The sequence below is a fragment of the Actinobaculum suis genome, from assembly GCF_900618115.1.
Lineage (GTDB): Bacteria > Actinomycetota > Actinomycetes > Actinomycetales > Actinomycetaceae > Actinobaculum > Actinobaculum suis.
This window is the reverse complement of sequence record NZ_UYIO01000001.1, coordinates 1556120-1580605: the sequence shown is the minus strand read 5'-3', so window position 1 is coordinate 1580605 and position 24486 is coordinate 1556120. Positions and strand designations below refer to the sequence as shown.

At 55.4% G+C, this 24486-nt stretch carries 23 protein-coding genes and 1 tRNA gene; 20 read left to right on the top strand and 4 right to left on the bottom strand.

The features are described 5' to 3' along the window. Window positions 1-195: 195 nt before the first annotated feature. Window positions 196-2475, top strand: coding sequence for a murein biosynthesis integral membrane protein MurJ (gene murJ, locus H8274_RS06490; protein ID WP_244924542.1), 2280 nt, complete (start codon window positions 196-198; stop codon window positions 2473-2475). Window positions 2476-2561: 86 nt separating this feature from the next. Beyond that, window positions 2562-3806, top strand: a complete 1245-nt coding sequence (locus tag H8274_RS06485; protein WP_049619028.1) for a carboxylate--amine ligase — start codon at window positions 2562-2564, stop codon at window positions 3804-3806. A gap of 46 nt (window positions 3807-3852) precedes the next feature. Here H8274_RS06485 and H8274_RS06480 read toward each other — a convergent pair whose 3' ends face one another. Further along, window positions 3853-5154: a lipid II:glycine glycyltransferase FemX gene (locus tag H8274_RS06480; RefSeq protein WP_185934124.1), complete on the bottom strand. Its 1302-nt coding sequence runs from the start codon at window positions 5152-5154 to the stop codon at window positions 3853-3855. Between the two features lie 133 nt (window positions 5155-5287). Here H8274_RS06480 and H8274_RS06475 point away from each other — a divergent pair, with 133 nt between their 5' ends. Both H8274_RS06475 and H8274_RS06470 read left to right on the top strand, forming a co-directional pair. Further along, the gene (locus tag H8274_RS06475) at window positions 5288-5647 is read left to right on the top strand and encodes a hypothetical protein (protein ID WP_185934123.1); all 360 of its coding nucleotides are present in this window, start codon (window positions 5288-5290) and stop codon (window positions 5645-5647) included. A 119-nt stretch (window positions 5648-5766) separates the two neighbouring features. Continuing rightward, window positions 5767-5841 (top strand) — tRNA-Asn (locus H8274_RS06470). Window positions 5842-5963: 122 nt separating this feature from the next. Here H8274_RS06470 and H8274_RS06465 read toward each other — a convergent pair. Further along, window positions 5964-6269: a YerC/YecD family TrpR-related protein gene (locus tag H8274_RS06465; protein ID WP_065415147.1), complete on the bottom strand. Its 306-nt coding sequence runs from the start codon at window positions 6267-6269 to the stop codon at window positions 5964-5966. A gap of 267 nt (window positions 6270-6536) precedes the next feature. Here H8274_RS06465 and H8274_RS06460 point away from each other — a divergent pair, with 267 nt between their 5' ends. The 11 genes from H8274_RS06460 (at window position 6537) to H8274_RS06410 (ending at window position 17562) form a co-directional block, all read left to right on the top strand. After that, the gene (locus tag H8274_RS06460) at window positions 6537-7457 is read left to right on the top strand and encodes an ATP phosphoribosyltransferase regulatory subunit (RefSeq protein WP_185934122.1); all 921 of its coding nucleotides are present in this window, start codon (window positions 6537-6539) and stop codon (window positions 7455-7457) included. A gap of 14 nt (window positions 7458-7471) precedes the next feature. Continuing rightward, entirely contained in the window at window positions 7472-8077 is a 606-nt protein-coding gene (gene hisG, locus H8274_RS06455; protein ID WP_065415145.1) for an ATP phosphoribosyltransferase, read from the top strand. Then, entirely contained in the window at window positions 8074-9372 is a 1299-nt protein-coding gene (gene hisD, locus H8274_RS06450; protein WP_185934121.1) for a histidinol dehydrogenase, read from the top strand. Before hisG ends, hisD begins: the two co-directional genes overlap by 4 nt. A 58-nt stretch (window positions 9373-9430) precedes the next feature. After that, window positions 9431-10411: a pyridoxal phosphate-dependent aminotransferase gene (locus tag H8274_RS06445; protein ID WP_065415176.1), complete on the top strand. Its 981-nt coding sequence runs from the start codon at window positions 9431-9433 to the stop codon at window positions 10409-10411. Window positions 10412-10553: 142 nt separating this feature from the next. Next, complete coding sequence (gene hisB / locus H8274_RS06440; RefSeq protein ID WP_221884773.1) at window positions 10554-11273, top strand: imidazoleglycerol-phosphate dehydratase HisB; 720 nt, start codon at window positions 10554-10556, stop codon at window positions 11271-11273. After that, window positions 11270-11974 (top strand): 1-(5-phosphoribosyl)-5-[(5-phosphoribosylamino)methylideneamino]imidazole-4-carboxamide isomerase, encoded by a 705-nt coding sequence (locus H8274_RS06435; protein WP_074660543.1) that lies wholly within the window; start codon window positions 11270-11272, stop codon window positions 11972-11974. The genes hisB and H8274_RS06435 overlap by 4 nt, the downstream gene beginning before the upstream one ends. Before the next feature lie 306 nt (window positions 11975-12280). Continuing rightward, window positions 12281-13855 carry a bifunctional phosphoribosyl-AMP cyclohydrolase/phosphoribosyl-ATP diphosphatase HisIE gene (gene hisIE, locus H8274_RS06430; protein WP_185934120.1) on the top strand — a complete coding sequence of 525 codons (1575 nt, stop codon included), beginning with the start codon at window positions 12281-12283 and terminating at the stop codon, window positions 13853-13855. Between the two features lie 99 nt (window positions 13856-13954). After that, the gene (locus tag H8274_RS06425) at window positions 13955-14677 is read left to right on the top strand and encodes an HAD family hydrolase (RefSeq protein ID WP_176764458.1); all 723 of its coding nucleotides are present in this window, start codon (window positions 13955-13957) and stop codon (window positions 14675-14677) included. A 422-nt stretch (window positions 14678-15099) separates the two neighbouring features. Then, a complete protein-coding gene (locus H8274_RS06420) occupies window positions 15100-15741 on the top strand; it encodes a TetR/AcrR family transcriptional regulator (RefSeq protein WP_049619020.1) in 642 nt (213 codons plus the stop codon). Between the two features lie 606 nt (window positions 15742-16347). Further along, window positions 16348-16839, top strand: coding sequence for a peptide deformylase (gene def, locus H8274_RS06415; protein WP_049619019.1), 492 nt, complete (start codon window positions 16348-16350; stop codon window positions 16837-16839). A gap of 216 nt (window positions 16840-17055) precedes the next feature. Continuing rightward, a complete protein-coding gene (locus H8274_RS06410) occupies window positions 17056-17562 on the top strand; it encodes a DUF3145 domain-containing protein (protein WP_049619018.1) in 507 nt (168 codons plus the stop codon). Window positions 17563-17732: 170 nt separating this feature from the next. Here H8274_RS06410 and fucO read toward each other — a convergent pair whose 3' ends face one another. After that, entirely contained in the window at window positions 17733-18884 is a 1152-nt protein-coding gene (gene fucO, locus H8274_RS06405) for a lactaldehyde reductase (RefSeq protein WP_065415141.1), read from the bottom strand. A 645-nt stretch (window positions 18885-19529) separates the two neighbouring features. Here fucO and H8274_RS06400 point away from each other — a divergent pair. Both H8274_RS06400 and H8274_RS06395 read left to right on the top strand, forming a co-directional pair. Next, window positions 19530-20813 carry an enolase C-terminal domain-like protein gene (locus tag H8274_RS06400; protein ID WP_185934119.1) on the top strand — a complete coding sequence of 428 codons (1284 nt, stop codon included), beginning with the start codon at window positions 19530-19532 and terminating at the stop codon, window positions 20811-20813. Between the two features lie 174 nt (window positions 20814-20987). Then, the gene (locus tag H8274_RS06395; RefSeq protein ID WP_049619015.1) at window positions 20988-21755 is read left to right on the top strand and encodes an IclR family transcriptional regulator; all 768 of its coding nucleotides are present in this window, start codon (window positions 20988-20990) and stop codon (window positions 21753-21755) included. Here H8274_RS06395 and H8274_RS06390 read toward each other — a convergent pair. Beyond that, entirely contained in the window at window positions 21752-22207 is a 456-nt protein-coding gene (locus tag H8274_RS06390) for a hypothetical protein (protein ID WP_185934118.1), read from the bottom strand. The genes H8274_RS06395 and H8274_RS06390 overlap by 4 nt on opposite strands. 33 nt (window positions 22208-22240) lie before the next feature. On the opposite strand from H8274_RS06390, the gene H8274_RS06385 reads away from it, so the two are divergent. The 3 genes from H8274_RS06385 (at window position 22241) to H8274_RS06375 (ending at window position 24297) form a co-directional block, all read left to right on the top strand. After that, the gene (locus H8274_RS06385; protein ID WP_185934117.1) at window positions 22241-22867 is read left to right on the top strand and encodes a hypothetical protein; all 627 of its coding nucleotides are present in this window, start codon (window positions 22241-22243) and stop codon (window positions 22865-22867) included. A gap of 156 nt (window positions 22868-23023) precedes the next feature. Then, on the top strand, window positions 23024-23638 hold the full coding sequence (locus H8274_RS06380; RefSeq protein ID WP_049620149.1) for an L-threonylcarbamoyladenylate synthase: 615 nt from the start codon (window positions 23024-23026) through the stop codon (window positions 23636-23638). After that, window positions 23635-24297 carry an HAD-IA family hydrolase gene (locus H8274_RS06375; protein ID WP_185934116.1) on the top strand — a complete coding sequence of 221 codons (663 nt, stop codon included), beginning with the start codon at window positions 23635-23637 and terminating at the stop codon, window positions 24295-24297. Before H8274_RS06380 ends, H8274_RS06375 begins: the two co-directional genes overlap by 4 nt. The last annotated feature ends 189 nt before the right edge of the window (window positions 24298-24486 follow it).

Sequence of the window (24486 nt, the reverse complement as noted above, 5' to 3'; positions counted from 1 at the left end):
GCAATAGTGGGCACGGCTTTCTAGCGAGCCCGCTGCCCGCACGCGCCTGGGCCAGACTAACCGGCCCATACGAGAGCATCGCCTGGATTGCCGCTGCCCGCACGCGCCGTGGCAAAGAATGCTGCAAGGCGAAGAGGAAGGGTTGTACATGCCGTGGTTTTTCGTGCCCGCCAAATCCTGCGATAGCATCAACGCATGAGTGATAGGCCGAGTAGAGGCACTCGAAAAGGCAGGCACTTTTCCGATGATGCGGGGATGCGTCCGTGGGCAACTTACCCTTCGATGCAAGAACCCACCGGCTTGCAACCCAATCCTGGGGCCGCAGATTTTATTTCTGGTTTGACCGGGGAACTACCGGTTATTCGCCCCGAGGGGCCGGGTTCATCGGCGTCGAAGCGCCCCGCACGTCCGTCCAATAGGGTACGCCGTGCCGCTCCACCGCGTCCAATTCGTGATACGCGCGTGCCGGTGGAGGAAGCCCCAGAAGATCCGAGCGCCACCCGCACCTTGCCCGCCTTGCGTTACCCGGCCGGCCCGGAACGGCAAGAAACTCAAAGTTCGCGCTACCAGCCAGCAGACGAAGTAACGGACGCCCAGATTGCCTGGCAACGCCGGCGGCGGGCCCAGCGCCGCGCTGCCTGGGAAGCGGCCCAGCAAGAAGCCGCTGCCCGGGAGGCCTCCCAACACGCGCACGGCTACGGCGAACCCTACGCAACCACAGAAGCTTATGAATACGATGCGGACTACGCCTACCACGAGGATTACGAATACGGCGACGCCGATGCACATGCGCAAGTAGCCACCGAAACCGAGCAACCGGAAAAGAAATCCGCTGCCTATAACTCTTTCGTCATGTTTGTGGGTACTTTGGTCTCCCGCGTGCTGGGCCTGGTTCGTAGCCCGATCCTATTGGCTGCGGTAGTGGGGCTCACTAGCCAAGCCGGTAATGCTTTCAATGTGGCTAACAAACTGCCCAATCTGATCTACATGATTATTGTGGGCGGGATCGTAAACGCGGTACTCGTCCCACAAATCGTGCGGGCCACGAAACGCAGTGACGACGGCGGGCAAGCCTATATCAACAAGCTTTTGACCATTGCCATCGTGGGTCTGGGTGCAGTGACTGTCGTTATTACGGCCGGTGCACCATTCATTGTGAAAATGATGGCCGCCACGATGGACGATGACTGGTATCACCTCACCGTGCAATTCGCCTATTGGTGTTTGCCGCAAGTTTTCTTCTACGGCATGTATACCGTAATGGGGCAGGTGCTGAACGCACGGGAAAGTTTCGGGCCGTATATGTGGGCGCCGGCGCTCAATAATGTGGTGGCAATCGCGGGTTTCCTCGCCATTTTGGCGGTGTGGGGGCCGGTTACCCCGGCTGACGGGGCAGATCCGAGTGCCTGGACAGCGCAACGCGTAGGCGCGATTGGTGGCATATCTACATTGGGAATCGCCGCCCAGGCCATTATTTTGGTGTGGCCGCTGCGGGCATCAGGGATCCGTTTCCGTTTCGATTTCCGCTGGCGTGGTTCCGGTTTGGGAGCAGCCGGCCGGGCTTCATGGTGGATGGCCCTCACCATGCTCGTATCCTTTATTCCCACGGCAATTACTTCTAATGTGGCAGCCGGGGCTTCGGCCCGCGCCGAACAGGCCGGGATGGACCTGCAAACCGTGGCCGGTAACTTTGCCTATGACACCGCCTACACGATCTATTCGATTCCCACTTCGCTATTCGTGGTTTCCATTGCCACCGCCGTTTTTACCCGAATGTCTAGCGCGGTAGCGGAAGGGGAGATCATACGCATGCGGGAAGATGTGGAACGTACCTTAAAAGTTGTTTCCACCATCATGTTCTTGTGTTCGGTAGGCCTGATCGTGCTTTCCGTACCGATCTCCCGTATTTTTGCCCTCACTTCAGCCCCGCAAGAAGCTGTGACTTTAGCACGGGTAGTGGCCGCAATGTCCATCGGCTTGACCGCGATCGGCGCCGTGCAGGTGCTAGACCGCGTCTACTATGCCTTCGAAGATACCCGCGGAGCTTTCTGGGTGAATCTGCCCTTCCAGATTGCCGGCGTAGCCGGATTCTTCCTGTGCGGTTTCCTACCCCCGCAGTGGGTAGTAGTCGGCGTGGGGGTAGTGATGTCCGCAACTAATATTGCCTGCACTTTTGTAATGTTGGCAAAACTAAGCCCGCGGGTTGGGGGCTGGAACTATCCAGATCTACTCACATTCCACCTGAAGCTCGCGGTGGTTTCGGTTAGTGCCATGCTGGGCGGGTTCTTGGTGCTCCGGTTATTTGGTCCGCTCTTCGCCCCCATATCCCTCGGCTCGGCTTTCGGAGCGCTGATAGTTGGGGGAGTTGCAATAGTGGGGATCTACCTTGCACTCATGGCTATTTTGCGGATGGACGAAGTTCGCGTTTTCTGGAACCTGGTACGTAAAATCCTCAGTAAGTTGAAGAAGAGTTAACTGCAATTCGGTTGGGCCTGCGGGCGCGGTTGGTACAGAAATAGCCACGCCACTGGCGAGCTTTGCGTATTCAAGGAGGAAACAAGGTGCGGAAGACGCGGAATATCTTGCCCGTCATCTTCGGAAACGAGATTGAGGCCTATAGCTTTGCGCGGCTATTCCATGAAACTGCGGGGCTGAAAAGCCTGGTGATCGCACCTTTCGCGCGCGGTCCAATCAATGATTCACGGATTTTGGAAACCCGGATTGTGGGCCGGCAAGCTCTGAAAGACCCGGAAAAAACGCTGGCGATTTTCGATTCCCTTTCCCGCGAGTTTCCAGACAAGTTCCTCATCGCCCTCATTAACAGCGACGAAGGGGTAGAACTGATTGCGGGGAACCGTGACCGGATTGCTTCGCGGTGGGCGTTGCCATATGCGCCCCTGGCCGCGGTCCATACCGCCAATTCCAAACCGCAGATGGCCCGTGTGTTTAGCGAACTGGGCTTGCATGTGCCGCAAATTCGTACGCTAGAGCTTTCCCGGCCGGGCACGTGGATTGCAGAGCTTACGGAAATGATTTTCCCGGTGGTGCTCAAACCTGCCGACGGTACCGATTTGGAAGAAAACTTTGCTTCCGGGCTTGCAAAAGTGGAACCTTTCACTGACCCGGATGCGCTGATTCGTAAGCTCGGAGAATTGCATACTGCCGGGGTGCGGGTGCCGGTTATCGTACAGCAACTAATTCCCGGTGACGATACTACCCAGTGGGTGGTAAACGGCTATATAGATGCGTTAGGGGAGGCGACGGCGGCCGGCTCGGGCCGCGTACTCCTCGGCCTGCATAGTCCCAACTATCTCGGCAATGCGGGTCTGATTCTCACGGATACCGCCGGCCGACTCGTGGAGGACGGAATCCGGGTAGCCCAGAAAGTGGGGTTGCGGGGCTTTTTCTCCTTCGATGTGAAAATCGATCCGCGAGATGGCAAAGAATACTGGTTGGACCTCAACCCGCGGGCCGGGCGCGGCCACTACTATTTGAAAGTAGGCGGCGTCAACCTGGCCCGGGCCGTACTAGACGATATGTTCAATGTGCGCGGCAATAGGCAGCGGATCACGCAAGAAAAAATCTTCGCCATTATTCCCTCACAACTCGCAAATGAAACGTACATTCGCGATCCAGAACTCTTGGCCCGCATCGAGACCATACAGCAGGAAGGGGGCGTGGTTGACCCGCTAGACTATCCGGCCGATCGAAATATGAAACGCCTGGCCTACCGGGCCATTCACGGGGCCCGGGAAATCAAAACCATGCGCACCTACTATCCCGAACCCACCGATACTGGCTTCTAGCGTGCCTTGATGCCGCTTCTAAAACCCGCCGCGCGCCAGCAGCGAACTATTCGAGGGCACCGAGCGGGCTGGCAAGCGTCGAAAGCTCTAGGGTGTATGTGCCAATGAACTCTTCGATATTGCCGTGCAGGTTTCGTTTGTATTCGAGAACGGCGGCGTCGGGTGCGGAATCGTCGAAGATGCCAGAAACTCCGAAGGTGTTGTAAATCCGGATCTGGTTCTCGCACGCCCAGCGCAAGAGAGCCGATTCGAGCGGATAGTCCCGGTTGAATAACCCGAAATCCTTATTGAAGCCACGCAAAAGCTGTACGAGTTCATCGCCGCAACGGAAAGCTAGCGCTCCCGCAAAGGCAATCCGCCCGGGCCCGTAGGTATTCAGTAACTGCGAGATTTGCGCGATCCGCCGCGTGGATGCCTGCTGCTGGTTGCGCAGTTCTTTCAAAGCGCGAGTTTTCTTGCCGGTAGCGGGTGGTTCTTCCAGCTTGGCAATACGGGTCTCTAGATCCTGCGAATCAGCTTGCAACTGGGCTAAGTATTCTTCTGGATTCGCATAGGCCAAGCCAATAAAAGCTTTCTGCGGGCCCATGGTTGCCAGGAGGTCACGGTACATTTGCGCGGAGGAACCAGATAGTTCTTCCATGTCGGTGCGCTCCCGGCTCGCCTCATACAGTTTATGGAATACATCCCAGTTTTCGGCGCCGCTAAACTCTACTTCGACGCCGTAGCGGCCGCGATGTTTTACCTGCCGGCGCATCGTGCCGCGGAGGGTATCGGCAACCTCAGGGAAACTCTTCCCAGCAATATCTTTCGTGTACAGGTAGCGGATAGGAATATCCGGCTGGTCATAAAACTCTTTCGTGGTGCGCACAAAGCCCTGGGAGGTGAGGAAATTGTGGACGGCCTGGCCTTGCTCGCTCTCCGCAGTCTTTTCAATATCTTGATAGTAAGCTTTGGCAACCGGCGGATTTATGCGTAAACTCACCACATTCTTGCGCACGGAAAGATACTTTTCCAGTTCCGTAAATAAGAAGCGCACCAGAGGTTCATTATCCCAATCAAGTACCGGGCCGTAAGTGATTATGGCGCGCCGGAAAAGCTTGCGCCAGGGTTGGTAGTACACCAGGGCAGTAGCCACAATTTCTCCTTGCGCACCGGTAGCCGGGTTAGCCGATTCGGCCGAGCCTCTTTCGCGTACCGCAAGGTATTCGATCTGTTTCTCATCGTGACGGCTCATCACCTGCCCGTATTCGGGAAGTTGCGGGAGCAGAAAACGGTAGGACCCGCGGCTTACCTGGCTGGTAACTGCGTTGGCATAGGCCTCTTCCGATAGTGATACAAATTCGAACATAATTCCTCGTTGTGTACAGAAAATCGACTAGGACTACCTTAGGGGAGTGTTGAAAGCTTGGGTCGAGGTATTGCATTTGGCGAAGTTTGCAAGGTCCAAATTTGTCCTCGTCTAAGCGGGCTATGCTGACCATATGTGCGAAAAACCTGGAAAGAAAAAAGAGCGTACGCCGCTTATGTCTCCCGAAGCGGCGCAGGCCCCAGCCATGCAAGAATTTGGCGATAAACCGGCGGGTGATAAACAGGCGGAAGAGAAAACAAAATCGAGTATGACCCCGGAGGAAATTGAAGAGATGAAGCACGTAATGCGCATGCGGCTGCTGATCGCCTTCGTGTTTGGACTAGTTTTGATGGTCTTGCTTTTCTTTGCCGGACGCATGCTACGCGAGCACATTGATTCCGCCGCTCTTGGGGGTGACCTTTCTCTCTACTCGTATGCGGTGCAGGCGAGTGCGAGCGGGGATAGCTTCCCTGGGCCGGCTCGATATGGCTAAAACGCGGCGAAAAATCGGGGTGTTAGAAAAGGGGCCTCGAAGCGGAGAGGGGTGATGCGGGCCGGAATTGCCGGTTTGGTTTTTTCGGCCACCCCTGCTAAAGTAGTTACTCGTTGCGATCCCGCATAGCTCAACGGCAGAGCATCCGACTGTTAATCGGAGGGTTGCTGGTTCGAATCCAGCTGCGGGAGCCAAATAAAACCCCGGAAACACCTCGAAGAGTGCTTCCGGGGAAAATGTTTTAACCCGCAAAATGGGGCCAAAAGGTAATAGGCGGCCGCGGGCGTTTAGCAGCCGCGGCCAGGCCAGCCTCTCTTTACGGCAATGTACCTTCTTCTTTCAAGCGGGAGATTACCGTCCGGTAGCCGTTAGATCCGTATTCCAAGCATCTGTTTACCCGGGAAATGGTAGAAGAAGAGGCCCCGGTAGTTTTTTCGATGTGGGTGTAGGTTTTGCGTTGGTCCAAGGCGATTGCTACCTGGAAGCGCTGCTTCATGGAGAGGATCTCGTTGATTGTGCACAGGTCATCAAAGAACTGGTAGCACTCTTCGATGTTTTTCAGGCTGAGGATTCCGGCGAAGAGCTTATCGAGCTCATCGTCGCGTAACTTGTCAATATTCATCGATCCACTTCATTTCTCACTGGTCTGCCAACTGGTCTGCCAAAAGTATTGTCCATGCCCGCTTACATTCGGCGTCGTCGTCACCGAAATGTGAGCTCTCCGATACAGGGTACCGGCGAATGGGGTTTGCGTTTCCGGTACAGGGCCGGTAACGTAACCCCTAACGCTTTAGCGAGGTGAAGCGCTAGAGCGGTACGAGATTAGAGCATAGCTTCGGTGTAACGGTACGCGGCATAGGAACCGCGGGGAAGGAAAGAGGTGAAAATCATGCAGGCACTCAGACGCGAACAGGAGCTCATGGCAGCTTACGCGGCGCGGCTGGAAGGTGAGGGATATGAACTCATGAACCTCAACCTAGTGGAGCCCTACCATGAGGAAGATAAGCTTTACCATCCTTCTACTGTGGTCTACGCACAAAGCGGGCGCCTGTATTCGCTGCGCAGTGACTGGACGTGGTCGCTCATAAAATATCGGCAGCGGTACCGCATGCGCAGTAGCCGCGTGGGATACGTGGGGCCGGTGGTCCGCGGCACGGGTTCGTATAACCAGGCCGGGGTGGAGCTGTATGCACCCGCGCCGGAGGATATTTACCCCTGCCTGCGTTGGCACGTCGATTTCCTCAAAGAGTGGACCGGGCAGAACCTGGATCTGGTGGTGGTCAATGACGAATCACTCCTCAACCTGTACTTGGAAAGCTCTGGTTTAGGGAAAGAAACCGCCGCCTTGGTTTACGAGAAGAACCTTTCCCGGCTGGCGGCTTCCCTGGGCTGGGATCACCCACTTACGCGCGTACTCAAAGGCAAAGTGAGCGAACAGTTTGCGCAGATTCGCGCGGACTTTCCGGAAAGCCCGGCCCTTGCTTGGTTGGAGAAGCTACGGGATGCTTTGCGGGTAGATACGGAAAGAGTGGTACTGGATTTGTCTTTCCGGCCGCCGCAAAAGTATTACAACGGGTTCTTCTTCCAAGTAATTGGGCCGCAAGCGGAAGTTCTCATGAGTGGCGGTTCCTATCGGGACGGTTTTGGGATCGGAATTTCACTGGGCGCGCTTGCCAAAGCGGCGGTACTGCCAGCAAATTCGCCGGCGAATACCAGTGCAAGCACAGGTTTGCACGGGCCCGCCCGCGCAACCGCCCGCGCAACCGCAAGCTCGGCCCCAAGCACGGACGCCAATACGCAGGCACAGTAACCGGGAGGCACACGATGATTACGGTCGCATTATCGAAAGGCCGGCTTTTGAAAAGTTTCCTCGCCTTTTTGGAGGCGCAGGGTTTAGACGCCTACCGGCAGGCTCTAGAAAACCCGGACCGGGCCTTATACGTACAGGTCGGGCCGGTGCGATTCTTGTTCGCTAAGGCATCAGATGTGCCGACGTACGTTGAAAACGCGGTGGCAGATTTGGGGATTACCGGGTTGGATCGGATTAGCGAAAAACGCTACGACGTGCTCAATGTGCTAGAGCTGCCTTTTGGTAGGTGCCGCCTGAGCTTGGCCGGCCCGCCCGGCGTAGAAGAATTTCGCCGCATAGCCACTTCCTATGATCATTTGGCTTCCCAATACTTTTTGAATCAGCGCCAAGAGGTGCAGATTATTCATCTGAGCGGTTCGGTAGAACTGGCCCCAATTCTGGGCCTGGCAGACGGCATTGTAGACATTGTGGACTCCGGCGCCACCCTAAAAATGAACGGGTTGATCGAATACGAAACGATCATGACTTCCACCGTCTGCCTCGTAGCGAATAAACGCACCTATTACACAAAAGAAGATGAGATTTACGAGTTCATGAACCAGTTAGGAGTAATCGGATGAACGCGGCAGAATTTTTAGCCCAGTATCAGGCCACCGGTTCGGCCACCGATCTGGAAGTAATGTCTAATACCCTGGCCATTTTGGAGGACGTAAAAAAGCGCGGGGATGCGGCCTTACGCGAATATACGAGCCGTTTTGACGGGGAAGAAGTAGCGGATTTCTTGGTTCCGGAAGCCCAGTTGCAAGCTTCGTGGGAGGGGCTAGAACCGGAATTACAAGAAGCCATGGTATTGGTGCGTAACCGCATCGAAAACTATGAGCAGCAGATCCGGGAAAAGAATAAGGATCTGGGGGAGATTTCCTATGTACTTAACCCGGTGCAACGCGTGGGACTCTATATTCCGGGTGGTACCGCCCTGTACCCCTCCAGCGTGCTCATGACGGTAGTAGCCGCCCAAGTAGCCGGAGTAAAAGAGTTTTATGCGGTTACCCCAATGTTCGATACGAATAACATAACTTTTGCCACGCTGTACTTTTTGGGTATCAAAAATGTTTACCGGCTGGGCGGCGCGCAGGCTATCGGCGCCCTAGCTTACGGTACTCAAACTATTCCCAAGGTGGACATGATTGTGGGTCCCGGTAACGCCTACGTGGCGGCGGCGAAACGCATCGTTTACGGGGAGGTAGGTATAGATTCCGTGGCCGGCCCTTCGGAAGTGCTGGTGTATACCGATGGGAACGCGCAGGTCGACGACGTCGCCTATGAAATTCTGGCGCAAGCCGAACACGATGTGGATGCCCGCACGTATCTGCTCAGCGAATCTGCCGATTTTGCCGCTAAAGTGAGCGCGCGCATCGCGGATTTGGTGGGCGGGCAAAAACGGGCGCAGATTATTACGGCGTCTTTGGAAAATTGCCATTACACGGTGGTAGACAGCCGGGAAAACTTGCTGGAAGTGGCAAACCGGATCGCGGCCGAGCACGTTTCCGTGCTGGTCGCACCGGAAGACGCCGCAGAAATTACCGAGGCGATCACCTATGCCGGGGCGATATTCGTGGGGCCTTATGCGCCGGTGGCAATCGGTGACTATATTGCCGGGCCTTCCCACGTACTACCTACGGCGAGCGCGGCCCGATTCTCTAACGGTTTGAATGTGAATTCTTATTTGCACGGCCACGCGGTAATTCAGCTCGGCGCTAGCACCTATGCCGATATTGCTCCAGCGGCCAAACGGATCGCCCGGGAAGAGGGCCTATTCGCCCACAAAGCATCTCTGGCAATCCGCGAAAAGCGGGCTGCCGCAGAAGCAGCAGAAGCCGCAGTAGCTGCGCAAGCCGCAGAAACTGCGCAGTAGGCGCGCTTGCCGCGGTAAGTTGACAACACAGTAGCGCAGGTGGTTTTCCGTGATTTCTATGGATAGGAATACTTCTCCCGTAAGTCCTTTTACGGCAGAAGATTTTTTGCGGGCCGCGCGGGAAACTCCCGTGCAGGCCTATCCGCAGGGCCAGGCAGAGCGTTTCAAAGCGGCCTATGCGGCCTACTACGAGCTTGATCCGGCCGGTATGGAACTTGCTAATGGTTCCGATGAGTGGATCCAGAAAGTTATTTTGACGCTGGGCGGGCAAGGCGTGGTGTTCTTTGCTCCTGATTTTGGCATGTACCAGCAGTATTGCGAGGATTTAGGCCGGGCCTACTATCCGGTACCTGCCCGTGAAAACTTGGCCTGCAAAATTGCGGATATGCAAGAGGTGATAGCGCGGAAACGCCCTTCGCTAGCGATTATTTCCTACCCGCATAACCCTACCGGCGCGGTGTATTCGGCGGATGAACTAGAAAACCTGGCACAAAGTATGGCCGCACAAGGCGGGTGGTTAGTAATCGACGAATGCTATGTGGAATTCGCGGCCGAATACCGCCGGCCTAGGGATGCGAATGTGATCTATTTGCGCACGCTTTCTAAGGTTTATGGCATGGCGGGCTTGCGGCTGGGGATCGCGTTGGGCCGCGGCCAAGCTTTCCAGCGTATCTGCCGGGTAAACCATCCTTATCCGGTGAACTCGCTGGTCTTAAATCTAGCGGCCGGATTTTTTGAAGACCCGGGGCGAGTACGCGAGTTTGTGGACTATCAACGAGCCAGCCAAACCCGGCTCAAAGAGGCCTTCCAAAAGGTAGCAGACCTGGTCAAAGTGTTTCCTACGCAGGCCAATTACGTGCTTACTGGCGGGCCGCGGGCCGGAGAACTAGCAAACTTTTTGGCCGCTCAGGGTTTCCGGGGCCGCACTTACGGTGAAGATCCTCTGTTGGCGGGGTATGCCCGCTATTCCGTGATCCGTCTAGAAGAATATCCGGCCTTAGAAACTGCACTTGCCACGTGGCGTAACACTTGCGAATAAAACCAATATGCGGCAATACAACCCGTTTCTCAGAATACAAGCCGGTAGCTGTAGCTCGGCAGCTACCCCTAACCACACAGTCCCAACCGGGCTTTCCAGTAACTACTAGCTAACTGTCCGCCCTACCAGAAGGAGAAAAAACATGAGCGAGAAAACAGCCACCACGCCTGCCGCCAACACATCCGCAGCAGGCACATCCGCCGCAGGCACGCCCGAAACCGGCGCGTCAGTAACTCGGGCGTCCGCAACCGGCACGCGCGCAACCGGTACGCCGTCGCCGGGCGTTTACTACCAAGAACGCAATACTTTGGAAACAAAAATTCAGGTGACGATTGACCTGAACCGGGATTTCCAAGAGTCAAAAATCAACACCGGCATTGGTTTCTTTAACCACATGCTCACTCTTTTCGCTTTCCACTCGCAAACTTATCTGGACGTCCAAACCGATGGCGATCTGGAGGTCGATGGGCATCACACCGTGGAAGATATCGGAATCGTGATGGGCGAACTAATTCGGCAAATCTACAAAGATCGCGGCTCCTATCAGCGCTATGGCAGCTTCTACATGCCTATGGATGAATGCTTGGCCCGCGTGGTGATTGATCTTTCGGGCCGGCCCTATCTGGCCATGGATGCCGAGTTCTCCCGCGATACCGTGGGCCAATTCGCCACTGAACTAGTGCGCGAGTTCTTTTACGCGCTGGCGATTAACGCGCGCCTGACGCTCCACATTGACCTCCTCAAAACGGGAAATACCCACCACGAAATCGAAGCGATTTTTAAAGCTTTTGCCCGAGCTTTGAAGATTGCGCTGGCACCGGCGAGTGGCGGGGTGCCGTCTTCAAAGGGTGTGATCCAATGATCCAGATTATCCCTGCTATTGATGTTATTGATGGTAAATCGGTACGGCTACGCCAAGGCGATTATGAGACCAGCCAGGAAATGGCGCTCCAGCCGCGGCAAGCCCTAGCCTTTTACTCTCAGTTTTCGCAGGTAACTCGGATCCACGTGGTGGATCTAATAGGGGCACGCGAACGCAGCCCGCAGCAAGCTCAGTTCATTGCTGACCTGGCCGCGCAGTCTACGTTGCCATTGCAGATCGGGGGCGGGCTACGCAGCGCGGCAGACCTGGAGTATTACGCGCAGGCTGGCGTTTCCTATTTCATTGTGGGAACGCGGGCGATCACTGACCCTAAATGGTTGGCTGCCATGGTCAAAACTTATCCGGGCCGGATCTTCCTCGGCTTGGATGCGCGGGAAAACCGGCTCTACATAAACGGGTGGACGCAAGCTTCTGCACACACTTTTGAGAGCTATTTGCCGCTCGTTGAAAATCTAGATTTGGCCGGGATTATCTATACGGATATTGCTCGGGACGGGATGGAAAGCGGACCAAATGTGGAACGTACCGCCGCCTTGCAAAAACTCACCGACCTGCCGGTGGTTGCCTCCGGGGGAGTGCGTAGCCGTGCCGACCTGGAATCTCTAGCGGAGGCCGGAATAGGCCAGGCCATTGTAGGAAAAGCCGCGCATAGCAAAGAGTTTTGGCGCGAAATCCGCTAGCGCATTTCTCTGCGCAGTTTTCTGAACTACCGGCGGATTTGTAAACCACCAGCAGTTTCCGAAACCATCAGCAGTTTCCGAAACCATCAGCGGTTCCCGAAGCCATCTGCGGTTCCCGAAGCCACGGGCCGTTTCTCAAAAAATAGCAACAGTTCCCGAAGTTCCCAATAGTTCTACAAACCACCATCGGCTCCCGCATACGGAAACCGAGAGTAGAAGAAGCACTCAAAGTACTCGACGTACTTGAAGTACTCGGCGTACTGAAGCACTCGAGTCCCGAACGTACAAGGCACAAGAGGTATTAGCGTGAAAAGAAAGATTGTTCCCTGCCTGGATTATGAGGCTGGCCGAGTAGTCAAAGGTATACAATTTCAAAACCTGCAAGACCAAGGCGATCCGGTAGAACTTGCCCGCCGCTATGCCGCGGCTGGAGCTGATGAACTCGTATTCCTTGACATCACGAAATCTCGGGACGGCCACCCCTTCGCCCTGGAAACAATTCGCGCTATTCGCGCGGCTATCTCCATCCCACTTATCGTGGGCGGCGGAATCCAAAGCCTTACCGATGCGGCCGCAGTGCTAGACGCCGGAGCCGATAAGGTCTCCATCGGTTCGGCGGCGCTGCGCAACCCGGCCCTCATTACCGAAATCTCCCGCCAGTTCGGCAAAGAACGCGTGGTGGTAGCGATAGACGTCGGCCCGGCACCACGCCCCGCAACTTCCGCAAATCCCGCGGCAAATACAGACAGTAGGGGCGAGGAAAACTCGAGCGGCGCAGGTGACGTGAGCGCTGCAGGTGACGTGAGCGACGCAGGTGACGTGAGCGATGCAGGTGACGTGAGTGGCACAGGAAACGTAAGTGGTGTAGCAAGGGCGAGCGGCGCGGAACCGGTGGTATACCTCGGGGGAGGGACGAAACCGACCCAAATCTCTGCTCGTGCTTGGTGCCGGCAATGCGAATACTTAGGCGCCGGCGAACTGCTCGTTACTTCCATCTCCCACGACGGCACGAAAAATGGTTTTGACCTGGAATTTTTAGGGCAAATCTCGCGCGAGCTTGCGGTGCCGATTATTGCCTCGGGTGGGGCTGGTTCCATTGCAGATTTCGTGGACCTGTTCACCAAGACGCAATGCCAAGCTGGCCTGGGCGCTTCCGTCTTCCACAACGGAAGCATTGATATTGCCGCGCTCAAGGCTGCGCTTGCGCAGGCCGGAATCGAAACTGGGAGTGAGCCGCGGGCCGGTTTACGCCCCACTCGTGAACCCGATTTCTCGCGCGGAAACGGCCTGCTCCCCGCCGTCGTACAAGATAACCGCACGAACGAAGTACTCATGGTGGGTTATATGAACGCCGAATCTTATCGGCGCACGCTAGCTGAAGGGCGGTGCTGGTTCTATTCGCGCTCGCGGCAGACCCTGTGGATGAAGGGCGAGACTTCGGGGAATGTGCTGCGGGTGCGAAGTATTGCGGTGGATTGCGACGCCGATACGTTACTTGTACGCGTGGAAGCTGCCGGCCCCGCCTGCCATCAAGGCACCGTTTCCTGTTTCGAACAGGAGTATTTCGAGATTGGAACTTTGGAAGAAACCGTGGAACAACGTTTCGCCCACCCCCGGGAAGGTTCCTACACGCAATACCTTGTGAGCGAAGGGCTGGATAAGATTCTCAAAAAATTTGGCGAAGAAAGTACAGAAGTGATTCTGGCGGCAAAGAATCAAAACCGCGCAGAACTCGTTAATGAAACCGCCGATGTTTTGTATCACTTGCTGGTACTTTTGCGCTACCAGGGAGTTGACCTTGCCGCAATATACGCGGAATTAGCGAACCGGCACGGTACGAAACAACAATTCCAGAAACGCCGGGACATCACGCAGTGGTAGGCACGGTACTAGACCGAGAGTGGCAGGCACGCAAAGCTGTAAACAAATTGCCGCAGGCACGCAGGAAACGCTACTAAAACAGATAAGGAAGGGATGCCCGTGATTAAGGGTGTGCTTTTTGACAAAGATGGAACGCTGCTGGAACTCACGATTGAAGAGCCAGCGCGGCAACTTGTGGAGGAGGCGATCGCCCAGGCAGGGCTAAATGAAACGGAGGCTACAAGCTTCCGAGAAAAGATGGGATTTGTGGGCGGGCGTTTACAACTCAACTCCCTGATTGTGGCCGGATCGATTGGCGAGCAGGCGGCCTGCCTCGCCCCGCTCTTAGGGCGCTCGTTCGAGCAAACTGTGCAATACGTAGATGACCATTATCGGCGGGCCGCGCTGGAAGAGAACATTGTGGATCGGCTTATGGATGGGGCCACTGAGGTAGTCAGGGAACTTGCCGGCCAAGGTTACGTATTGGGGGTGGTGACGAATGATCACCACGAGGCAACTAAACAAATTCTGGAGGAAACCGGTTTGGCACCTTACTTTTCTTTTATTGGTGCGGCTGATCGTTTCCCGGCCAAGCCCCACACGGCATCCCTAAACGCGTTTTGCGAAAGTTTTGCGCTGTCTGCACAGGAGGTGGTGTACGTGGGCGATTCGGCCGTCGATATTGAATATGCACAATCTACGCGCGCGGCAATCGGCTTCGACCTCGGGATGGGCGGGCAGGAATACCTAGAAAAAGCGGATTATGTGATCACGCATTTACGGCAAGTACCATCCATCATTTCTGAACTCAATGCGCAAGAAACAGCTAAACAACACCCCTAATAGCATCAATTAGCAGGGGCAATGTACATAATTGTGGCGGCGCTATGATAGTTTTCATGCGCCGCATTTTATGCTCCACAGATATGAGATAGTGGGAGGAAATGGGGTAAATAAGCGGCAAAGCGACTTCCTCTTGCGGAAGACGGCGTGTCGCAAAAAGTGAGATTTAACCAATTAGTTAGATCACCTTCAGTTGAAAGATCAGTTAACGAATGGCGCAAAATGGCCGCAAAACACTCATTAACGTGTACGCTAGAACTTTGGTAGGGGGTCAAGGGCGGATTGCGAGCGGTGATCTAATACCGATTGTGATAACTCTGCTACGGGTATGCTGAGCTGACGAAGATGTTTAGTAAGCAGCCCCAACGGGCTCACGCCAAAAGACATTTCGATACAGGTCATTTAGCGGAGGGATGAGACCGATGCCAAAAATCCAGGCACCGACGGTGGAGGAACACCGTAAACTAATTTGGAGTCGAATCAAGTCCGCGTTTGAGCAACTTCTCCTGGAGGAGCCATACACGCGGATCACCATGGGTGACGTCGCGAAGAACGCAGGCATAGCACGCAATACTTTGTATAACTATGTTTCGGATAAAGCGGAACTGTTCGCACGGGTTGCGGCAGACCATCTGTCTTTGTCCCAACAATTGGATCATATTGCTTTTAACGAGGAAGAAAAGGTCTCAAACCGGCTCCGCCAGATGGTGGATCTTCTGTTTGATTCCTATGCTGCCGATGCTCTTGCCAAGAAGATCTACTCGGTAGCACTCGCGAATTTGCGTACTAATCCGAATTTGCGGGACTTTCCGGCGGTGCGCCGACTCTACGGTACCGCCGTGGCAATCGTGCGGGCCGCGCAGCGCGAGCATGTGATTTCAGTAGAAGGCGATCCGGAGCTGGTAGTGCGATTGATTTCCGGTCTGCTGGTCAATGCGCTCACCATCGTGGAGGAATCTCCCGAACGCACGGACGAAGTGCGCGATGTGCTCTACTCCTTTATGGACAACACATTCTCATCGAAGCAGAGCCGCCACAGCGATGCGGCGGGCTCCGCAGAATAGCGCTCTCACCAGCGCAATTTCCTAGCTTGCTGCTTTCCGCCGGGATCCTAATACCCCGCCAGAAAACAGGAATTCAAAAAACGGCGTAGAGAGGCTCGTGCTCATCAATTTGCGAGCCGTATCCCCGTATAGAGTAACGGCCCGGGTGCTAATAACCCGGGCCATATTTAAACCGGGGCCGAATCTAAACCGGGGCCGAATCTAAGCCGCGGCCGAATTTAAACCGGGGCCGAATCTAAACCGCGGCCGAATCTAAGCCGCGGCCGAATTTAAACCGGGGCCGATCTATATCTGTGGAACCCCAGCTCGCTGGCTACCAGATTTAGCCGATCGGCCTAAGAATCGTGCCCGGCTAAACCAGTTTAGCCACAAGAGCTTCCCGCCGCGCAGCGTTACTGAGCAGGTGACTCCCGGCTAGCGGCGTCGAAGAAAATAAAGCGCCGCCGGAAAGGTGAGACTGCTGCCAAGAGGAGGAAGTGCTGCCAAGAGGAGGAGTGCTACCAAGACTGGGGAGTGCTGCCAGGACTGGGGAGCGCTGCCAGGAAGATAGGCAGACCACTGTGGCCTGCACCTGGATCGCGGGCGCGGGTGTGGAAGAATAGATGCATGGCTTTTCGTGAAATTCGAGTGATCGGCGATCCCGTCCTGCGTACCCCGTGCGAAGAAATTCGCGAGATTGATGCGGGGGTAAAGCAGCTGGTGGAAGATCTGCTAGAAAACGTTGACGACGACGGACGTGCCGGGCTCGCGGCAAACCAGATCGGTGTTTCCCTTCGGGCTTTTTCCTGGAATATTGACGGCGAGATTGACTATATTCTCAATCCGCGGATCGTCGCCCTTTCCGAGGATGAATTCCAAGATGGCGATGAAGGGTGCCTTTCGGTACCCGGGCTATATTTCCCCACGAAGCGCGCTTGGTATGCCCGGGCGGAGGGGATCGATCTAGACGGAAAGAAAAAGATCGTAGAAGGCGAAGGACTCATGGGCCGCTGCATCCAGCATGAAGTGGACCATTTAGATGGGCACATCTATATTGATCGGCTTTCTAAAGAAGTTCGGAAACGGGCGATGCGGGAAATTCGCGAGTTGATTCTTTAAGGCTTACCTTGGCCCTATGTGCTGCGGCGGGTCTCCGGGCCGGCAGTACTGGGGCCTTTTTAAATTTAAGGCACATCTTTTAGGTTGCCGTAAAGAACGGCCAAAGGGCCTGTTCCATAATGCGGTTGCGCCGGTATAGTAAAAAACCAGTAGTGCCATATGCATTCCTGCAGGTCGGGTAGCAAGGGGAAAGCCACCCAGACGCAGGAGGTAACAATGGCTGAAAAACACGTCACACGAGGCGTCATATTCATTCATTCGGTAACTCCGGCCGTTCAACCGCATGTTGAATGGGCGGTTGCTTCTGTGCTCGGTTACGAGCCCCACTTCGAGTGGACGAAGCAACCGGCGCTACCCAATATGAGCCGGTCGGAGGTTCCCTGGACGGGGGAGATCGGTACCGGCGCGGTACTCGCTTCCGCCCTGAACGGGTGGGAGCACTTGCGTTATGAGATCACCGAAGATGGAACTGGGATTTCCGAGGGCGGAAGGTGGAGTGCCACACCCGGTCTCGGTATTTTCTATGCCCAAACAGATTTGGCGGGCAATGTAGTGATCCCGGAAAACCGGGTGCGAGCCGCAATTGAAGAAGCCGGTAATGATCCGATAGAACTGCGGCGTCGCCTAGACCTTGCGCTCGGCCAGGCCTGGGACGATGAACTCGAACCCTTCCGTTATGCCGGGGCGGGCGCACCGATCCGCTGGCTGCACCGCGTGGGATAAAAGTACCGGGCGTGCACGTAACTATTCGAGCCTGCTCGGAACTAATAGGGCCTGCACGTACGCCAAACTCACCTGGCAATAAACTTTATGCGTTTCCCGATAATTGCCAGCAAAAAGCGCCTGGCAGGCAAGGAATACTTGCGAGGCAGGCGCTTCCGAGCAGGAAATGTTTACAAGAGGGATGCGTAGATCGCGCGAATATCTTCCAAAGTGGCGGGGCGGGGATTGCCAGGCGTGCAAACGTCCGCATAGGCGTCTGCGGCCAAATCATCGAGTCCCGCTTCGGTTACTCCCACTTCCGAAATCTTGGTGGGATTACCCAGCGCCTTCGTCAAGTTCGCTACCGCACTAACAGCTTCCTCCCGTACGGTTTCCAAAGGACGCGAATAAGCATCGGCAACTCCGAAAGCATCAGCAATATCCCGATACTTTTCACCCGTGTACTCCTGGTTATATGCCATTACCGGGGCCAATAGGATCCCGTTTGCCACTCCGTGCGGCGCATCGTAACGCCCACCCAAAGGATGGGCCATGCCGTGCACCAAGCCCAGGCCTACATTTGAATACCCCATACCGGCGATATAAGAAGCGTAAGCCATCTTTTCTAAGGCCTGCGAATCACCGTCAGCGGCCGGCTGCAAATTCTTGGCAATCATGCGGAAAGCCTTTTCGTGAACGGCGTCGGAAAGCTCCCAAGCACCGGGCGTAACGAAACCTTCGATCGCGTGGGTGAGAGCATCCAAACCGGTAGCGACCTTCAAGGAGCGGGGCATACCGTCCATCAGATCAGGATCCACAATCGCCATTACCGGAATATCATGCGGGTCAACGCACACAAACTTGCGCTGCTTCGCGGTATCCGTAATCACGTAGTTGATCGTGACTTCCGAGGCGGTACCAGCCGTCGTGGGGATACCAATAATCGGAATTGCCGGATTCTTCGTGGCGGCCGTTCCTTCCAGCGAGACCACATCGGAAAACTCCGGATTGGCACCAATAATGCCGATCGCCTTCGCGGTATCTTGCGGGGAACCACCACCGATGCCGATGATTACATCGGCCTGGGCAGCGTGCAAAGCCTCTACTCCGGCCTGCACATTTTCGACCGGGGGATTAGGCACCACGTCCGCGAACACGGCGTAAGCAAAATTCGCGGCTTCCAGTTTCATGGTGAGCTGGGCCAAAATCCCTGCTTCTTCCACACCCTTGTCCGTCACCACGAGTGCCTTCTGGAAACCGCGCCGCTCCAGTTCAGGAACCAGATTATCGAGAGCGCCCCGGCCGAAATAGGCCGTCTGATTGAGAATCATTCGGTACGTCATAGTAGGTTTATCCTCCGCTTGAGTGTTTTACGGTGTGTCTTTGCGGTGGTGCTTACGTATGCGCACGCGTGTGCGGTGAATAAGTACGGACGACGCCGCTGTACGCACCGCACACGTTTTCACCACGCGCACTTTCATGGTAGCTAGCACCCGCATAGAAAATCGACGGACCAAAGTAACAATTTCTCAAAAAGTGACCCGATTGAACAATAGTTGGGATTGGGCAATAGTTGATTAGGGTGAGGACTTGCCGCGTCGTTTTCGCACGGATGGCCGCACAGCTTGCGTAAATGGCTGGTATTTGGCAAGGATTCGCGACTCTAGTGGGTTTTGTTGGAGCTGGGGCGGGTGGGGCGTTGCGATTTGTTTATTTTGGGAATAGTATCCAATACATGGGATAAGCCGATGCGGGGCCATTCCTCCCGGGAAGTAGCCTCGTTGCAGGAATCGGTGAAGAAGCAGCTGCAGCGCCGCCGGAAAATGCTGAACCGGAACGCATGCAACGGCTTTATATAGTGCAATCACAGTGTGTGCGCAGAAGGTGAGTGTGTGTGCAGAAGGTGTTTGCAAGCAAGTGGCGCCGTTTGCCACGGCTCTACTAGGAACGCTACTAGGACCTACTAGGAACATAGCAAAGGGGCTCAAATGAGTAAGATTACCAGCATTAAAACATATGATTTTCGTTTCCCCACTTCCGCCACTCTTTCCGGTTCGGACGCTATGAATCCGGATCCGGATTACTCTTCCGCATATGTGGAAGTGAAAACGGATGCAGATGATGGCATTACGGGAGTAGGGTTCGTATTTACCATTGGCCGCGGTAATGATGTGGTGTGCGCGGCGATCGATTCCATGGCGCACAACTTGCTCGGGCAGAATACAGAAGACTTGCTCGATAATATGCGCCGGGCTTGGGATCTGTTGGTCGGCGATTCACAACTACGCTGGCTGGGCCCGGAAAAGGGCGTGTCCCACATGGCAATTGGTGCTTTGCTTTCCGCGCTTTGGGATATTAAAGCTAAACGCGCTGGGAAGCCGCTCTGGCGTTTGCTTGCAGACATGGAACCAGAAGAACTGGTAGCTACCCTTGATTTCCGTTATCTTTCGGATGCGTTACGGCCGGAAGAAGCTATTGAGTTCCTTACCGATGGGCAGCGCGGCAAGGAAGAGCGGATTGATAATCTGCTCCGCAATGGTTACCCCGGGTATTCTACCGCGGCCGGCTGGCTCGGATACTCGGATGAGAAGATGGTTTCCCTGTGCAAAGAAGAAACGCAGGAAAAGGGCTTCAAGCTGATTAAGCTCAAGGTGGGTCGCAATGTGGAAGACGATATCCGCCGGCTTGGTTTAGCGCGGGAAACTATCGGGCCGGATGTGCGCCTGGCGGTAGATGCCAACCAGGTATGGGACGTGCCGGATGCGATTTCCTGGATCAACCAATTCCATGATTTCGATCTTGCCTGGGTAGAAGAACCTACCTCACCGGACGATATCGTCGGCCACGCTACGATCGCGCGGGCTATCAACCCGATTCCGGTGGCTACGGGCGAACATATCCACAACCGCATTATGTTTAAGCAATACCTGCAACTCAATGCCTTCGGAATTATGCAAGTTGATGCTACCCGCGTGGCTGGCCCGCAAGAACTGGTTATCGAATTCTTGCTGGCCCACAAGTTCGGAAAGAAAGTGTGCCCGCACGCTGGTGGAGTGGGCTTGTGCGAAGCCGTTGCCCACTTCTCGATGTGGGATTACGTGGCACTTTCCGGGACCACGGAAGGTCGCGCCATCGAATACGTAGACAATCAACACGAACATTTCGTTCATCCGACGATCATCAAGAACGGCAACTACATGCCACAAACTGCGCCGGGCACGGGTGCCGAAATGATCCCAGAAACTGCGGAAAAGTACCTCTACCGCGGGTAGGGAATAACCTAAGTGCACGCAAGCGTCGTTAAACTAGCTAACGATAGCGAGGAAACGGCGCCAAGAGTAATAAATCTGGAATATCTGAGTTTGCCGCGGTGCGGTCCGGATGGGGCGCGCCGCGGCAAGTGGTCAAAGATGTTCCAATAGTTGGGAAATGCTAGTCTGACGGTTATGGTAAGCGAAGATATTCCGGGAACGCAGACGTTGCGGCACGGTCTGCAGGTTTTGCGTAGCGTGGCAGATGGGAACCAAAATCTTGCCGAAGTGGTGAAAGATACCGGCCTGTCTCGGTCCAAAGTACACCGGATTTTGCAGGCCTTGCGCAACGAAGGCTTTTTGCGCACCGAAGGCCGCGGCGAATACCGGCTCGGCCCAGCCCTCATTTCCCTGGGCTACCAGGCCCGTAACGAGGTTTCGCTGATCAAAGTGGCCTACCCGATCCTGGAAGAACTTTCGCGCGTCACCCTCGATACCGTGCACCTGGGCATGGAACAAGATTCCAAGGCCTTCTATTTGCTCAAGTTCGACGGCGAACGCGGAATCCAAATCCGCTCCGAAGTAGGCACTTTCCGCTCCATTACTCGCACCGGGCTCGGCCGAGCATTAATTGTTGACCAGCCATCCCAATGGGCCCAACTGTACAACCAAGAAGCCGCAGAAATGCAGCTAGACACCAAACCCGAAGCGGTAGCCGAATTTATTGGCAAAATGGCAGGTTTTGCAGCTCAAGGGTGGACCACTGATATCGAAGAAAACGAGCCGGGAATTCGTTGCGTGGCCGCGCCGGTGCGCGATTCCAGCGGCGAAGTAATCGGCGCTATCTCCATTTCGAGTGCGGCCATGTACATGGGAGAAGAACGGCGGCTCAAACTCGCCGAAAAAGTCAAAGAAGCCGCCCTCAACATTTCCCAACAGCTGGGATACCATCCGGCAGACTAAGCCACCCGCACTGCCGCCAATAAATCCCGCACCGTCCGCGCTTCCCGAATCTTAGCGTCAGGAATCTGTTTTTTGGCAGCCTCCTCCACCCGCACAGCCACTGACCACCGCGTCAAATTATCAACCCACGGCGAATCGAATTCCAGATCGAGCTGGCAATGCTGCTCCGGCACGCCCTCTTCCGTCAAAGTTGCCAAAGCCTCCACCGCGAGAGGGTCCTCCGCTGTGGGCGTAGTTTCGGCGTCGTCGGCACTACTAGCACTAGTAGAAACAGCATCCAAACCCGCTAGATCAGCAAGCTCATCCAAGCTCTCCAGATCACTTAGCCCAGCTAGATCGCCCAGATTGGCAAGGGCAGCAAGGGCATCTCCAGAAAGTGGGGTATTAGCATCCGGCGGCGTAGATGCGCCCGAGTTGGGCCGGTTTCCTGCGCCGTGAGGATTGTGGTCCATGGTTTCCCGCCTCTCAGTTGGTACGCTCGAAGCATGTCGTTCCTGGATCTTATGAAACAGCTCTTTCAGCATACCGCCGAACCTGGTGACCATCCGGCACAGGTGAAGCGCCTGCGCGAAAGGCTCTCTGCAGATCCAAACGATATCGAGGCTTTCACAGAACTGGTGGAAATAGCACAAAATGCGGAAGCCCAACACCCACCAGCCGATCCACTCACCGCCGAACACACCGGTACCGGTACCGCGCCCGCGGTTTCCGCCAATCTTGCGATCTGGGCGCTGGCCGAAGAACTATCTGGCAACCCTTCCTCTTGGTACCCGCAACTGCAGCTGGCCAAACTCAGTTTGCCGGCAGATGCCTCCGGGGCCGTGCGTCGCCTCCACACCGTGGCAGACCGCAACCCTTCCGGCCAAGTATTGGCCGCATGCATAAACATTTTGGCGCAGGCAGGGATGCCGGACCAAGCTCTCAGCCTCGGGCTCGCCCACTGGGATCCGGCCACGCACGGATTTGCGGCCGCACGCGCCCTCATCGAAGCAGCTCTGGCAGCCGGGAGAGAGAAAGATGCCCGCACCTATGCAAACCAATACGTGCCTTACGCAAATAACGCCGAAAAACGCGAACTTGCCGCGCTTGTTACTCCCAGCGACGCCGCCTAACCTCTAACCCGCCCGGAAAATCCATTCCACGCCTGTAGCGCACCTATCCAACTCATTCCGCTCCACGCCTGTAGCGGACCTACCCAACTCAAAAGTAAATAGAAATAGAATAGGTAAGGGACAGGAAGAGAAAACGCGTTAACAAGAAAGGGAAAGATGGCAACTTTCATTGAGATCCATCCGGATAATCCGCAGGCCCGAAATGTGGCAAAAGTGGTGGACGTGTTACGGGAAGATGGCATCGCGGCAATCCCCACGGATTCCGGTTATGCCCTGATCAGCCGGATGGCTAATAAGAGCGGGTTAGAGCGGATTCGGACGATCCGTAAGGTCGGTGAAAAGCATGATTTTACGATGCTGTGCCGTAACTTCGCGCAACTAGGCACCCTGGTAATTGTGAGCAACCCGGATTTCCGTTTGATCAAACAACTGACCCCGGGGCCGTATACCTTCATTCTCAAGGGGACGAAGGAAGTCCCGAACGCCACTTTGAATAAGAAAAAGAAGACGGTCGGCGTGCGTATTCCGGACCACAAGATTACGCAGGCAATCGTGGAGGCCAATGAAGAACCGGTACTTTCCTCCACGCTTATTTTGCCCGGGGAAGAAGAGCCTTTAACCACTGGGGAAGAGGTGGAAGAAAAGCTGGGCCAGGCCGTTGATATTATCGTCGATGGCCCGGTAGGTGGCGGCGCCACTACGGTCTTGGATTTGGTAACTCGCGAGGTGCGAAGGGAAGGAGCCGGTGACATCACCGGAATTGAACTGTGAATCCAATCCTCATAGATCTTGACGGCACCCTGATCGATTCGGCTCCGGTGGTTACCAGCGTTTTGCAGGAAACCGTGCGGGAAGAACTCGGCCAGGAACATCCCCGTGATTACTACCTGCAGTTTATCGGCCCGCCGCTCATGGAAACTTTTGCGTTCCTGGGGGCAACGGACCCGGTGGAAATCACACGGCGCTACCGTGAAAGATACGAACGGGTAATGCTGGATACGAAGCCTTTCCCGCACATGCCGGAAATAGTGGAGCGGTTGGCACGGGCCGGCGTGCCCCTGGCGATTGCCACTTCGAAAAACGAGCGCAATACGCTACGTATCCTCGACCACTACAATCTCACGAAGGATTTTCGGGTTATTTCTGGGGATCCGGAGAACCGGCCGAACTATACGAAGGCCGATGTGGTGCGCGACGCCCTGGACCGCCTAGCGGAAAGCGGCGTGGATACCAGTTCCGCCCTCATGGTGGGAGACCGCATCCACGATATTGAAGGCGCGGGCCGGTGGGGGATTCCCACGGTTCTCGTGGGCTGGAGCCACGCCCCGCAAAGCGAATTTGACCAAGCTTGGGGAAGAGCAGACTCGGTAGCAGAGCTAGAGCAAATGCTCGGTGATTTTGCTATCGGCAAGCTCGTTGCCAAGCTGTAAAATCGTTGGCCAAGCTATAAAACAAATAAAAAGCGCCCGGAAGGCCCCGCACATTATTGTTTCGGTGCGGGGCCTTCCGGGCGCTTGCTGCCGCTGGTTGCTTTGGCGAGCTGCCGGTTGCTTAGGTAAGCTGCCGGTTGCTTTGGTGGTTCGCTGGCTGCTTGGCAAATCGCTAGCTGTTTAGGTGAA